Annotated in this window: 12 protein-coding genes; 10 read left to right on the forward strand and 2 right to left on the reverse strand. The window is 63.1% G+C overall.

Translation table 11 applies throughout. The annotated features are described in order from the left end of the window. Nucleotides 1–43 precede the first annotated feature (43 nt). The 7 genes from B586_RS12545 (at nt 44) to B586_RS20200 (ending at nt 8,305) form a co-directional block, all read left to right on the forward strand. On the forward strand, nt 44–688 hold the full coding sequence (locus tag B586_RS12545) for a TetR/AcrR family transcriptional regulator (protein ID WP_054880927.1): 645 nt from the start codon (nt 44–46) through the stop codon (nt 686–688). Continuing rightward, nucleotides 681–2,210: an FAD-dependent monooxygenase gene (locus B586_RS12550; RefSeq protein ID WP_054879777.1), complete on the forward strand. Its 1,530-nt coding sequence runs from the start codon at nt 681–683 to the stop codon at nt 2,208–2,210. Before B586_RS12545 ends, B586_RS12550 begins: the two co-directional genes overlap by 8 nt. A 420-nt stretch (nt 2,211–2,630) precedes the next feature. Continuing rightward, a complete protein-coding gene (locus tag B586_RS12555) occupies nt 2,631–3,485 on the forward strand; it encodes a sulfurtransferase (RefSeq protein ID WP_054879776.1) in 855 nt (284 codons plus the stop codon). A gap of 125 nt (nt 3,486–3,610) precedes the next feature. Continuing rightward, nucleotides 3,611–4,969: a M23 family metallopeptidase gene (locus B586_RS12560; RefSeq protein WP_054879775.1), complete on the forward strand. Its 1,359-nt coding sequence runs from the start codon at nt 3,611–3,613 to the stop codon at nt 4,967–4,969. A gap of 135 nt (nt 4,970–5,104) precedes the next feature. Next, entirely contained in the window at nt 5,105–6,100 is a 996-nt protein-coding gene (locus tag B586_RS12565; protein ID WP_054880926.1) for an alpha/beta fold hydrolase, read from the forward strand. 399 nt (nt 6,101–6,499) lie between these two features. After that, nucleotides 6,500–7,708 carry a MalY/PatB family protein gene (locus tag B586_RS12570; protein WP_054879774.1) on the forward strand — a complete coding sequence of 403 codons (1,209 nt, stop codon included), beginning with the start codon at nt 6,500–6,502 and terminating at the stop codon, nt 7,706–7,708. 51 nt (nt 7,709–7,759) lie between these two features. After that, nucleotides 7,760–8,305, forward strand: a complete 546-nt coding sequence (locus B586_RS20200; RefSeq protein WP_418001138.1) for a CbrC family protein — start codon at nt 7,760–7,762, stop codon at nt 8,303–8,305. On the opposite strand, the gene B586_RS12575 is transcribed toward B586_RS20200, so the two are convergent. Beyond that, nucleotides 8,222–8,953: a DUF2652 domain-containing protein gene (locus B586_RS12575; RefSeq protein ID WP_047314746.1), complete on the reverse strand. Its 732-nt coding sequence runs from the start codon at nt 8,951–8,953 to the stop codon at nt 8,222–8,224. The two genes, B586_RS20200 and B586_RS12575, sit on opposite strands and share 84 nt — an antisense overlap. 60 nt (nt 8,954–9,013) lie before the next feature. On the opposite strand from B586_RS12575, the gene B586_RS12580 reads away from it, so the two are divergent. Then, nucleotides 9,014–9,913 (forward strand): haloalkane dehalogenase, encoded by a 900-nt coding sequence (locus B586_RS12580; protein ID WP_054879773.1) that lies wholly within the window; start codon nt 9,014–9,016, stop codon nt 9,911–9,913. Between the two features lie 19 nt (nt 9,914–9,932). After that, complete coding sequence (locus tag B586_RS12585) at nt 9,933–10,391, forward strand: GNAT family N-acetyltransferase (protein WP_054879772.1); 459 nt, start codon at nt 9,933–9,935, stop codon at nt 10,389–10,391. Between the two features lie 351 nt (nt 10,392–10,742). Here B586_RS12585 and B586_RS12590 read toward each other — a convergent pair whose 3' ends face one another. Further along, nucleotides 10,743–11,306, reverse strand: a complete 564-nt coding sequence (locus B586_RS12590) for a trehalase-like domain-containing protein (protein ID WP_054879771.1) — start codon at nt 11,304–11,306, stop codon at nt 10,743–10,745. A gap of 175 nt (nt 11,307–11,481) precedes the next feature. Between B586_RS12590 and B586_RS12595 the strand changes: the two genes are divergently transcribed. After that, nucleotides 11,482–12,942, forward strand: coding sequence for an aminotransferase class I/II-fold pyridoxal phosphate-dependent enzyme (locus tag B586_RS12595; protein ID WP_054879770.1), 1,461 nt, complete (start codon nt 11,482–11,484; stop codon nt 12,940–12,942). The last annotated feature ends 14 nt before the right edge of the window (nt 12,943–12,956 follow it).

The raw sequence follows: 12,956 nt of genomic DNA on the forward strand, positions 1-12,956 counted from the left end.
CAATTTTACCCGTCGTGTAATATTCTGCGGTATGTTGGCTGTCATGACGGATCAGCTACCCGGACTGCGGGAACGCAAGAAAGCCGACACCAGGCGCGCACTCAGCGACGCCGCGTTGGATCTGACGCTGCAACGCGGGCTGGACAACGTGACCCGCGACGATATCGCCAACCTAGCGGGAGTGTCGCTGCGCACGTTCAATAACTACTTCGCCGGGAAATACGAAGCGCTGGCCTACCGGCAAACCGAGCGCATGCGTCGCAGCCTCGCGGTGCTGCGGCAGCGTCCGGCCGACGAGCCGCTGTGGACGGCGATCACCTACGCCGTGCTGGAACCCTTGGAGGCGGATTTCGGCGATGGACCGGGTTCTAAGAGCCGGGTGCCGAGCCGCCGGGAGCTCGCCGAGGTCCGAAAGCTGGTAGGCAACCCTCAGGTCCGTAATGCGGTGCCGCAGCAGCTGTTCGACGAGTGGCTCGAGGTGATCGCGCAACGTACCGGCACCGACCCGAACGTCGACATGTACCCCCGACTGGTCGCAGCAGTGATACGCGCCGTTGGCGACGCAGCAATGGATATCTACGTACGTGCGGATCCGCCGGTGGCGCTCGCCGCGCTGTTCCGCTCGGGCTTCGCCGCCGTCAGCGCGGGTCTACCTGCACCCCAACGCACAAAGGCTCACCATGGCTGACGAATATGTCCCCGAATCCGCTCAAGTCGTCATCTCCGGCGCTGGGCCTAACGGTCTGATGCTGGCCTGCGAGCTCGCCCTGTCAGGCATCAGACCCGTCGTGCTCGATAAACTGCCCGGCCCTAGCTCCGAGCCGAAGGCTAACGGCCTTGTCGGACAAGTCGTTCGGATACTGGATATGCGTGGCCTGTATCAGGCATGCACCGGCGACGACGATCCGCCGCAACCCTGCTACGGATGGAGATTCGCGGCCATGCCGCTGAACTTCCTGGGCCTGCCCGACAATCCGATGTACGCGATGCACATGCCGCAACCCCGACTTGTCCGGCTGCTGGAGAAGCGGGCGCGCGATCTCGGGGTGGACCTACGCTGGGGCCACGAACTCATCGGACTGCGCCCAGCGTCGGAATCCGTTGCGCTGACCGTGTCCTCGGCGGAGCGCGACTACGCCATGGCCGCTGGGTACCTAGTCGGCGCCGACGGCGGACGCAGCCTGGTCCGTAAAACGCTGGGTATCGAATTCCCTGGTAGCACCGCGCCCACCGTTGGCCGGCTAGCTCACGTACATATCCCCGACCACCTGCGCCGCCCCGACGGCAGCGTCCACATTCCAGGATTCGGCCAGCTTCCCGTCGGACACAGCCGGTTCGACCGCGGCGGAATGATCTACGCCGAGTTCGAACCTGGCCGGCCGCTACTCGGCACCCTTGAATTCGGGCTTTCCATCGACGAAGAACCGATGACCCTGGCCGAACTGCGCGACAGCGCGAGCCGCGTGCTCGGCACCGATATCCCCCTGGAGGAACCGAAAGGACCAGGGCCACATGCTCTTCGTCGAATCAACGGGCAGAACACCCGCCACGCTGAGCGCTATCGCGACGGTCGGGTCCTGCTGCTCGGCGACGCCGCCCACGTGCACAGTCCGATGGGTGGTCCCGGCCTGAACCTGGGCCTGCAGGACACCATCAACCTCGGCTGGAAGCTGGCAGCCCAGATCAAGGGCTGGGCACCGGTCGGATTGCTCGACACCTATCAATCCGAACGTCACCCGGTGGGACAGCGCGTGATGATGCACTCGCTGGCCCAGACCGCACTCATGGCGCCGGGACCCGAGATCGCTGCGTTGCGCCTGTTATTGGGCGAGCTCTTCACCATTCCCGACGTCACCAAGCATATGGCGGCGCTGCTGGCCGGTTCTGATGTCGCCTACGACGTGGGTGATGGCCATCCGCTGTCTGGTCGGCTGGTGCCTGACCTGACTATGCAGGACGGCCGGCGTGTCGACGAACTGTTGCGCTACGCACGCCCGGTGCTGCTCGACCTTGCCGCCGGCGGGATCGCGGATGTGGCGTGCGGGTGGGCCGATCGTGTTGACACCGTCGGCGCCGCAATCGCCGATCCACCAGCCGCAGCGATGCTCATCCGACCTGACGGCTATATCGCCTGGGCAGCAAACACATTCGGTGACGCAGAGAAGTCAAGCCTGCGCTCGGCGTTAGAACGCTGGTTCGGGTACGAGTGAATCGGCGTCGACCGATCATCGGAATTCATGAACTGTTCAGGTACGCGTCGGTTCCACATCGTTGATGGCACACAAGTGCCGGTTGTTCTCGCGGTATGCGTGTCGCTCAGGTCGCCAACTTCTATGGCCCTCGCTCGGGCGGTGCTACCTGGACCGGTAAAGACGCTGCTGGAAGGCTCACACTCAGGTCACCCGACCGCCGCAGCTGCGCGCGCCGCCGCGCTGAGATATTCACCTGGCAACGGGCGGCAGCGGGCATTGTTGCAACGTTGGGAGCCAGCCCGCGCAATGGTTCCCAGCACACCGCGTAGCGCTCGGCCCGAGCCAAGGCAGCAGCGCGGTATTCGTCACTGTCGCCGAGGCTTTCCCGTCACTCGATAGGCTCGTTGCTGTCCGCAGAAACGACAAGGAGATGATCCGGTGCACACACGCGACCAGGTGCTGATCAACGCGGCAGAGCTGGCCGGCCTCATCGAAGCTGGCGAGCCGGTAACCCTACTGGACGTGCGTTGGCGGCTCGATGAGCCTGACGGGCGTACGGCCTACCTGCAGGGTCACCTACCCGGCGCGGTGTATGTGTCCCTCGAGGAGGAACTCAGCGACCACACGATCGCCGGCCGTGGCCGTCACCCACTGCCGTCCGGGCGCAGCCTAGAGGCCGCCGCCCGACGCTGGGGTATCCGACAGGACGTGTTGGTCGTGGTGTATGACGACTGGAATCGAGCCGGTTCGGCCCGAGCGTGGTGGGTGTTGACCGCGGCCGGGCTGGCCAAGGTACGCATCCTGGATGGGGGCCTGTCTGCGTGGCAGTCAGGCGGAGGGTGCGTCGAGACCGGCCCGGTCATCCCGCAGCTCGGGAATGTGACTGTGCTGCATGACAATCTGTATGCCGGAGGTCGACCTACATTGACGGCGCAGCAATCCGGCGCCGGGAGCGTGACGCTGCTCGATGCGCGCGCACCGGAACGCTTCCGCGGGGAGGTTGAGCCGGTCGACTTGGTCGCCGGTCACATCCCCGGTGCGAAGAACGTTCCCAGCGGTTCTGTTTTGGCGGCCGACGGCACATTCCTCAGCGATGCTGCGCTCACCCAATTGCTGTCCGACCACGGTGTCGATCGCAGCGCCCCCGTCGGTGCGTACTGCGGTTCTGGTGTCAGCGCGACTGTCACAGTCGCCGCACTTGCGGCGATCGGTTGCGCGGCGGCACTATTTCCCGGTTCATGGTCTGAGTGGAGTTCGGATCCGACCCGCGCCGTTGGCCGTGGTCCCGAATAGCCTCTGCAACATCGGATGTTCCGTTATTTAATTGCGGCTAGACAACTTTGGGACGCCCCTCGTAACGGGACTCAAGCCGCGCCTTAGAATCACACAACATCGTGAGTACGCTCTGGAGGAGCCCTATGACACAAGAACGGCAATGGCACGGCCAAGTACACATCGCCTTCCGGAATGCCTTGGCTGTCACCGTATTAGTGCTCACCGTTGCCGCGTGCACGTCGACGGCGCCGACGAAGCCCGGCGCGACGACGCCCGCTTCGGGATCAGTAGCCCCAGGCGGAAACGGAGCGCTCGCGGGGGTGACCGTGCCGGATGCATACACCCCGTTAACCGTGCAGCCGATCAGTCGGCCGACGTTTCCTTTCCCGGGCAGCGACAGCAAGTATCACCTGGCCTTTGACGTGCAGATCACCAACGCGACCGCAGTAGCCGCCAACCTCACCGGCGTAGACGTGGTCGATGCCTACGACCCGTCCAAGGTGCTCGCCACGTTCTCCGGCAAGCAATTGGTGGACCCCACCTGTAACTACGGCGACTGCAACCGATTGCGACTGCTAACGCAAGAGCCCGCCGGCGACTTTTCCATCCCACCGCAATCATCGCGAGCGCTGCTGCTGGATTTTGCGCTGGACACGTTGGCGCAGTTTCCGAAGGCCGTGATGTTGCGGCTGCATGGCATGGGCGTAACAAACCCGGGCGCGTCCGCACAACCGAGCCCGATCGATACCCTGGGCGCCCCGTTCAACATCTCGGCCGGCACACCGCGGGTAATCAGCCCGCCGCTGCGCGGCACCAACTGGGTGGCGCTCAACGGGTGCTGCGATCCGGGCTGGCCGCACCGCGACGCGATACTTCCGGTCAATATGAAGCTCAACAACAGCCAACGTTTCGCGATCGACTGGAAACGCGCCGACGACCAGGGCGAGTTCTATACCGGTGACAAAACAACGAACGAGAGCTATGTCGACTACGGGTCGCCGGTGTATGCGGTGGCTGACGGCACCGTAACCTCGACGATGGACACCATCGACGCAAACGTGCCCGGCATTTTGCCGGCATCCGATCCCGTCCTGGCCGCGAAGCTGACCGTGGAAAATATTGACGGCAACCACATCATCATGGACATCGGTGATGGCGTGTACGCCATGTACGCCCACTTCATTAAGGGTTCACTGTTAGTGAAACCGGGGGACAAGGTTAAGAAGGGGCAACAGATCGCGAGTCTGGGCAACACCGGTAATTCCAATGCGCCGCATCTGCATTTCCAGCTCATGAACGGTCCGTCGCTCGTTGAGGCCGATGCCCTCCCCTACGTGCTCGACAGCTTCGGATACCAAGGCCAGGTCGCCGCGACATCAATCTGGAACGCCGACAACTACCTCAGCGGCACCTATTTCGGTCCAGACCGGCCGCCGACAGCGCAACCGCGTACCAACCAACTGCCCCTGCTGCTAGCGATTGTCAACTTCCCGCAGAATTAGCAGAGACGTCGTTAACCATCACCCACCGCCGGAGGCCGTGATCCGGGTCAAGGCAGTCGCGTCGAGTATCGACCCGGCGTCCGGCGCGAGTAGTTCATGTTGTCTTACCGCGACCACCTCTGCGATGCTGGCACCTTGAGCATCTTTACGGAGTGGCAAAGTGGCGGCACGGAATTTCGCTGGCGATCGTCAAATGCCGCCAACGATGGACAGGAAGTCACGGTGTTCACCCGGCGCTGCGGCACACCGGGGGCACCGGCACTGGTGTTGGTGCACGGCTTCCCGACGTCGAGCATCGACTATTTCGCATTGACGCGCGAACTGCGCTCAGAGTTCGATATCTTCCTACTTGACTTTCCGGGCTACGGACTGTCCGGAAAACCACCGGCGCCCTATGTCTATTCGCTCTACGACGACGCTCGTCTACTCGTCCACGCGATCACTCAGGTATGGAAGCTAAGCGAATACCGAATGCTCACCCACGACCGTGGCAGCAGTGTCGGCATCATCGCGCTGGGCAGGTTGGCGACCGAAGATCCGCCGGCGCTACCCGTTGATGTCATCGTGACGAATGCCAACATTTATCTTCCGCTGGCCAACCTCACAGCGTTCCAAACCGCGCTTCTCGACCCCACAACGGCGCGCGCCACGGCGGCGGCAACCACGCCGGAGGCCCTGGCCTCAGGTCTAGGAATGACCACCTTCATGCCGCGCCGCACCCTGGACGACCCCGAGATTGCCGCGTTGGCACAGTGCTTTGCCCACAACGACGGAATTCGGGTGCTGCCAGACACCATTCAATATCTGCATGAGCGGGCTTCAGGTGAAACCGGTTGGCTTGAAACGCTTTCCAAAACCTCCGTCAACACCACTCTGGTATGGGGCTTACACGACAACGTCGCGCCGCTACGCGTCGCCGACCATGTATGGCAGAGGTATCTGAAAGGCAAGGCCGGTCGAAGCCGCTACTGGGTGGTGCCGACCGCCGATCACTATCTGCAGTGCGACGCCCCTGAGCAATTGGCCCAGATCGTTCGTCTGACTGCCGCAGGCGAGGACATCGGGCTGCAAACACTCGGGAACCAACCCGACGGCGCAGTATTGGTGGATCAAAGCCCGCCATCGGACTAGCTCGTGCGGGGCCGCAGGATGAACTGTCCTGTGTCGAGCGCCTGCTCGACACGTTCTGCGGTGACGGCTAGGTCGAGGGTTGCGGTGTCGCGCGCGGTGCATGCCGTCCACGATCACCCGGTGGCCGCCGGCAGCGGCGCGTGCCGGCGCGGTAATCACAATCGCGTTCTGCGGTGTGCCTGCGGTAGGTACGGCGGTATGCCTCCACAGCAGATGAAGCTCCAAAAGTCGTCCGCGGCCCCCGGCGGCCCAGTGAGCACAATTGACTAAATACTTGGTTACTAGACGCGTCGACGTCATTGTCCAAATCATCGCTGCGATCGAGGTCGGTTTGCCACAGGCAGGGAGCCAAACGCCGGCCGGGGCAACAAGGGTTGCCGACTCGTCTAATCTGCCGGAGTGACTTCTAATCCGCTCGAACAGCTAACGGTGGAGCAACTGCGATGCCGCACCAGTATGAAGTGGCGCGCACATCCCGAAGACGTCTTGCCGTTGTGGGTCGCCGAAATGGATGTGCGGCTCGCGCCGACGGTGGCCGAAGCCGTCCATCGCGCCGTCGACAACGGCGATACCGGTTATCCCTACGGAACCGCGTTCGCCGAGGCGGTCAGTGAATTCGCTTCGCAGCGTTGGCAATGGCACGACCTGGACGTCAGCCGCACGGCAGTCGTTCCCGACGTCATGCTTGGTGTCGTTGAGATGCTACGTCTGGTCACTGATCGCGGTGACTGCGTCATCGTCAACCCGCCGGTGTATCCGCCGTTCTACGCCTTCGTGACACATGATGGCCGTCGGGTGGTCGAAGCACCGCTCGGCCGCGACGGCCGGCTTGACTTAGCCGCGTTGCAGGACGCGTTTTCGCGTGCCCGACGTTCGGGCGGTCCCAGCGGGAAAGTCGCATACCTGTTATGTAATCCGCACAACCCGACCGGGTCGGTGCACACCGTCGCCGAATTGAGCGGGGTTGCCGACCTGGCCCGCCGGTTCGATGTTCGGGTGGTATCGGACGAGATTCATGCTCCGCTGGTCTTGTCCGGCGCGCGATTCACCCCGTATCTGAGCATCCCCGGCGCAGAAAACGCGTTGGCCCTGATGTCGGCCACCAAGGCGTGGAACCTGTGCGGGTTGAAGGCGGCCATTGCCATCGCCGGTCGGGAGGCGGCCGCCGACCTTCGCCGGATGCCCGAAGAAGTCAGCCACGGCCCCAGCCATCTGGGCGCCATCGCGCATACCGCAGCATTCCGCACCGGCGGCAGCTGGCTGGACGCGTTGTTGCAGGGTCTGGAAGCGAACCGAGCGTTGCTCGGTGATCTGGTCACCGAGCATCTACCCGCAGTGAGATATCAACGACCGCAGGGCACGTATCTGGCGTGGCTGGATTGCCGACATCTCGGTTTCGACGAGCAGGTCGCCGACGGGCTTGCGGCAGTTTCCGATCTGTCTGGACCGGCCCGCTGGTTCCTCGAGCACTCGCGCGTCGCCCTCACTTCCGGGCATGCCTTCGGAACAGGCGGAGTCGGACACGTGCGCGTGAACTTTGCGACCTCCCAAGCAGTTCTCGTCGAGGCTCTGTCGCGAATGGGTCAAGCGCTCGTCAATTTCGGGTAGCAGTCGCAAGGATGCCCAGCGAGAACGGCTCCGGCCCCTGGAAGCTGCCAAATTTCGTTATCATCCCGACCGGTCGGAACTGGCTCCATCGTCGCAGCGGACGTGAACTGCGTGAGCTGCGAACAACTTCGCCACTATACGTATACCGGCCCGGTGAGGTCGCCGTTGGCGGATCTGGATGACGCCGACATCTGTCCCTGGTGTATCTCGGATGGCACCGCGGCAAGTCGATTCCGCGCCGAATTCATCGACGTTAGCTGGAATGTGCCCGACGACATACCAGCGACGACGAAGTTCGAAGTGGCGCACCGAACGCCGGGGTACCTGGCCTGGCAGGATTCGCAGTGGCTGCATCACTGCGCCGACGCCGCTGCTTTCCTAGGCCTGGTTGGTTACCCGGAGCTACCTTTTCAGGTGCCTGGTCTGCGGGCGTCCACCTCGCCTACTGGGACGCCAACTGACATCCGCCCGCAGTCGACGGTTCGCTGGAATCACCTTCTGGGACAGCCTGTTTCAGCTGAACGAAGTTTCTGGTACGCCGCGGCCCAAGTTACGGAAGCCGGCCCCGGGTTTCTTTATACCCATCATGTAGGGTAACGAATTCAACTCGAAACTCAGCTTCACCCCCAACCGGCCGAGAAAGCTGCGCTCGGACGGCGGTGGCGGCACCCCGGACGTGGCGAGATCAATGTAATGTGTCGCCGTTTGACCAATGCCTTCGAAGTCGTGAATCAGCGGCTTGGCAAGCTGGCGCACCGACTCGTCGAGGCGCCGGGCCACGACGTCGGTCATCAGCACGTATTCGGGCACCGGCACCTCGTTCTTCAGCATTCGATGCACGAGGATGACGTCGACTCCGGCGAGCTCCATGTTTCGCTTCACCTTTTGTTCGGCCACTTCGCCTTCGTGGGCAACGAATTTGAGCGACAGGTTGTCCAGCTGCGCGCAGCTAGCGCACTTGCAGGCAATGTCCTTTTTGAGCCGCTCCCGTCGTACCAGAAACGATTGGCGCATTATCGACAGGCGATCGCACACCAGCACTTTGACGTTACCGTCCGGCGCCCAGAAGAACGCGGCGTCGCCCTCCAGCTTCGCCAGCTTCAGGCCTTTACCCGCGTCGATGACCGCCTCGAGCAGCGCCGCCACCGTCTGTTGCGCATGGGTAAGATGCATCCGGTTCCAATGCATGTACCGCGTGTACCCGCCGATATCAGCGATAAGCAGAACCGCGTACCGTATGGCCATCAACTCGGCAGTGTAGCGGCCCACCGGCCGCTACCCCAATGACATCGGGAGGAGCTGATCATGGATGTCCTGAGAACCCCAGACTGCCGATTCGAGAACCTAGAGGACTACCCGTTCGCAGCAAACTATGTCGACGTCGCAGCAAGCGACACCAAACCGCTGCGAATGCACTACCTCGACGAGGGTCCCGCCGACGGCCCACCGATCGTGCTGCTGCACGGCGAGCCCACCTGGAGCTACCTGTACCGCAAAATGATTCCGCCGCTCGCGGATGGCGGGAACCGGGTGCTCGCGCCCGACCTGATCGGCTTCGGCCGCTCCGACAAGCCCACCCGGATCGCGGACTACAGCTACCTGCGCCACGTCGAGTGGGTGACGTCGTGGTTTGAGCACCTCAAGTTAGACGATGTCACGTTATTCGTCCAGGACTGGGGCTCGCTGATCGGTCTGCGGATCGCCGCCGAGCAGAGTGACCGGATTGCGCGGCTCGTGGTAGCAAACGGTTTCCTACCTACTGCGCAACGCCGCGTTCCACCCGCCTTCTACGTGTGGCGGGCTTTTGCCCGCTACTCCCCGGTGCTGCCCGCCGGCCGCCTCGTGGCCGTCGGCACCGTCCGCAGGGTGCGAGCCAAGGTGCGGGCCGGCTACGACGCGCCCTTCCCCGACAAGACGTATCAAGCTGGGGCCCGTGCGTTCCCCCTGTTGGTCCCGACCTCACCCGACGACCCGGCGATTCCGGCCAATCGGTCCGCTTGGGACGCCCTGGGCCGGTGGCAGAAGCCCTGTCTGGCCATCTTCGGATATCGCGACCCGATTCTCGGACGAGCGGACGGTCCTCTGATCGCACACATCCCCGGCGCCGCGGGCCAACCTCACGCGCGGATCAATGCCAGTCACTTCATCCAGGAGGACAGCGGACCAGAACTGGCCGAACGCATTCTGTCTTGGCAGCGGGCGTGAGCTAACCTAGCCTTTCGGTGTGGAGTCAACCAATGCGTTGGTGTTGCGACCATGTCGAGGAGCAGCCGAGTGGCCCGCACTTGTGCGTATTTGGCGCAGCGCCGTGGAAGCGACGCATGAATTCTTATCTTCCGAGGACATCGACTACTACGAAACACGTTTGGCCGGTGAGTACCTCGGATTGGTTGAGTTGACAGTAGCCGCTGTCGACGGCACGCCAGTCGGGTTTTCCGGGGTGGCGGACCAGAAGTTGGAAATGCTGTTTATCGACCAGCAGCATCGTGGTCACGGCGTTGGATCCGCTCTGCTGCATGCCGCGATGACCAAGACTCCAGGTCTACTGGTCGACGTGAACGAACAGAATCCGCAAGCTGTCGGGTTCTATCACCACCGGGGCTTCATCACGCTGGGACGTTCAGAGACCGATTCAGACGGCCGGCAGTTTCCGATCCTGCACCTGGGGCTCGCCCAGCCGTAGCGACGGCCGACGAATAATCATTTGGCGCAACCAACGGGACTCCGCGACGATGCATGTCGTGAAATGGCGTCCCGAAGGTGGTCCAATCCAAGGCGCTGGCCGTCAGGGCTGCCGAGTGGCTGCGACGGCTGCCAGACCTGGTCGCGAGCTGCTCGCCGCCGACCAGTTGGCCCCCGGCTAAACCCTTGCTCCCAATCCCGCAGAACACTACGACGCGATCATGTCGATCACCGCATTGCATCTCTTACCCCTTGACGTATGCGACCCGAGTATCGACGTCGGCCAAAGTGTCCGCAATTACTGGAACTGCTTGCGCCCATGCGTGTTCGGTGGCCTTCCAGGCGTCGCCCGCTAGATCGTCACCTCGGCCAGTTCGTGGTCGGAAAACTCAAGAACTAGGTCATGGTCGCGGCCAGGAAGGACATCGACCACCGCGTGCAGCGAGCCGTCCTCACCGAGCTTGGCATCATGGGCTTCTGTCCACCGGAACCGACACGGGCCAGACCGCCCGACCCAGCGCAGGTCCCCATCGACGTCGACGGAAGAAAGATGCGACATCGCGTAGTTACCGAACTCGCCCAGGATGTCGAGCGTGATCCGCATCCGCAGGTGCCCGTCGATGGCGTGGATGCGGCGCAGCAAGACGGCCGTGTGCGGATCAGCGGGTTGGGCCAGCACCACGCGGCACTCGATGATCCCGTCGCTGGTGACCCAGCGCGAACGCCAGATCAACGATCGTTGCTCATAGGGTCCGCCCCAAACGAACCGTTGCGCCTCGGGCGCGACGACGTATAAGCCGGCCCCGCCAAGCAACGAGTTGAACACCGCACCGCTGTGCCAGCGCAGCAGGCACATCCAGCAATAGTCACCGCGCGGACCGACGACAACTCCGCGTTCTCCGTCGGTGTACGGCATATTGCCGAAATACTTGGGGAGGAACGCGTTCGTCCAGCGGTCGCCCTTTGTGCATCAGTCTGAATCGCTTCAGGCAGGCTGGATTACGTCGCGCACGAGGCATTCACAGACCAGTCGACGCCGCACCCATGCGAGTCTCGATTGGTCCGGTCAACCGCTGGGTACTCGATCCGTCATGGATCAGTCCCAAGTACCACTGCTCGACGCGCTGGTCAACTACCACCGCAGCAACCGTTACGGCTTCACACCGCCAGGTCACCGCCAAGGCGCTGGCGTCGACGAACGCGTCCTTGCCGCGTTAGGCAAGGACGCGTTTCGCAACGACGTGCTCGCCACCGCCGGACTCGACGATCGGTTGGCCCGCGGGAAATTTCTGGCGCGGGCAGAGGCATTGATGGCCAACGCCGTCGGCGCGGAGACGGCCTTCTTCTCCACCTGCGGTAGCTCGCTGTCGGTGCGGGCCGCGATGATGGCTGTGGCTGGTGCGGCAGGCGGCGGACTTCTCGTCGCCCGTGACAGCCACAAGTCGATCGTCGCCGGCTTGATCTTCTCCGGAGTTCAGCCAAGGTGGATTCCCCCTCGATGGGATAGCACGCTGCACTTCTCCCATCCCCCCTCGCCCGACCAAGTGCAGGAGGCGTGGGAGCGGCACCCTGACGCGGCCGGGGCCCTCATTGTCAGCCCCAGCCCGTATGGCACCTGTGCCGACATCTCACGCATCGCCGACGTCTGCCACCGCCGCGGCAAGCCGCTGATCGTCGATGAGGCTTGGGGGGCACACCTTCCGTTCCACGAAGACTTACCAACGTGGGCGATGGATGCCGGAGCAGATGTGTGCGTGGTCAGCGTGCATAAGGTGGGCGCAGGGTTTGAGCAGGGGTCCGTGTTTCACCAACAGGGTGACTTGGTGGACCCCCAATGGTTGTCGTCATGCGCCGATCTGCTGATGACAACCAGCCCGAATGTGATGGTCTATGCCGCCCTTGATGGTTGGCGACGCCAGATGGTTGAGCACGGTCACGAGCTGCTCAGTGCCGAACTTGAGCTGGCCAGCGAGCTACGGTCCCGCCTCGCCGAAATCGCGGACCTGCGGGTCCTGGAGGACGAGTTACTGGGCACAGAAGCGTCCTGCGACCTGGACACAACGCAGGTCTTGATGGACGTCTCCGCGACCGGAACATCGGGATACCAAGCCGTGGATTGGCTGCGCGAAAACCGCCAACTCGACCTCGGCCTAAGCGATCACCGTCGCATTCTGGCGACGATGTCGTTCGCTGACAACAAGCACACCGCCGATCGACTCGTAGCAGCGATGACCCAATGGCGCACAGCGGCAAGGGACTTCCGGCGCCCGCAACCAATACAGTTGCCCTCGCCAACGGAATTGCAACTTGATACCGTCTGTCTGCCTCGTGACGCGTTCTTCGGACCGACCGAAATGGTGCCTGCATCAAGAGCCGCCGGACGCATCGCAGCAGAACAGATCACCCCTTATCCACCAGGCATACCCATGGTCGTCCCGGGCGAGCGGCTCAACGACGCCGTCGTCGACTACCTGCGGTCGGGCGCAGAGGCGGGCATGAACCTGCCAGATCCCGCCGATCCCACTGCGCAGCAATTCCGTGTGGTTGCTTAACCGGAACCATAAAG

This window comes from Mycobacterium haemophilum DSM 44634, from assembly GCF_000340435.2.
Taxonomy (GTDB): Bacteria; Actinomycetota; Actinomycetes; order Mycobacteriales; family Mycobacteriaceae; genus Mycobacterium; species Mycobacterium haemophilum.

What these genes read in the sequence shown, in the direction of transcription:
- B586_RS12545 (WP_054880927.1), top strand. Translation starts at nt 44, where the DNA reads ATGACGGATCAGCTACCCGGACTGCGGGAACGCAAGAAAGCCGACACC.
- B586_RS12550 (WP_054879777.1), top strand. Translation starts at nt 681, where the DNA reads ATGGCTGACGAATATGTCCCCGAATCCGCTCAAGTCGTCATCTCCGGC.
- B586_RS12560 (WP_054879775.1), top strand. Translation starts at nt 3,611, where the DNA reads ATGACACAAGAACGGCAATGGCACGGCCAAGTACACATCGCCTTCCGG.
- B586_RS12575 (WP_047314746.1), bottom strand. Translation starts at nt 8,953, where the DNA reads ATGGCCATACGGTACGCGGTTCTGCTTATCGCTGATATCGGCGGGTAC.
- B586_RS12580 (WP_054879773.1), top strand. Translation starts at nt 9,014, where the DNA reads ATGGATGTCCTGAGAACCCCAGACTGCCGATTCGAGAACCTAGAGGAC.
- B586_RS12590 (WP_054879771.1), bottom strand. Translation starts at nt 11,306, where the DNA reads ATGCCGTACACCGACGGAGAACGCGGAGTTGTCGTCGGTCCGCGCGGT.
- B586_RS12595 (WP_054879770.1), top strand. Translation starts at nt 11,482, where the DNA reads ATGGATCAGTCCCAAGTACCACTGCTCGACGCGCTGGTCAACTACCAC.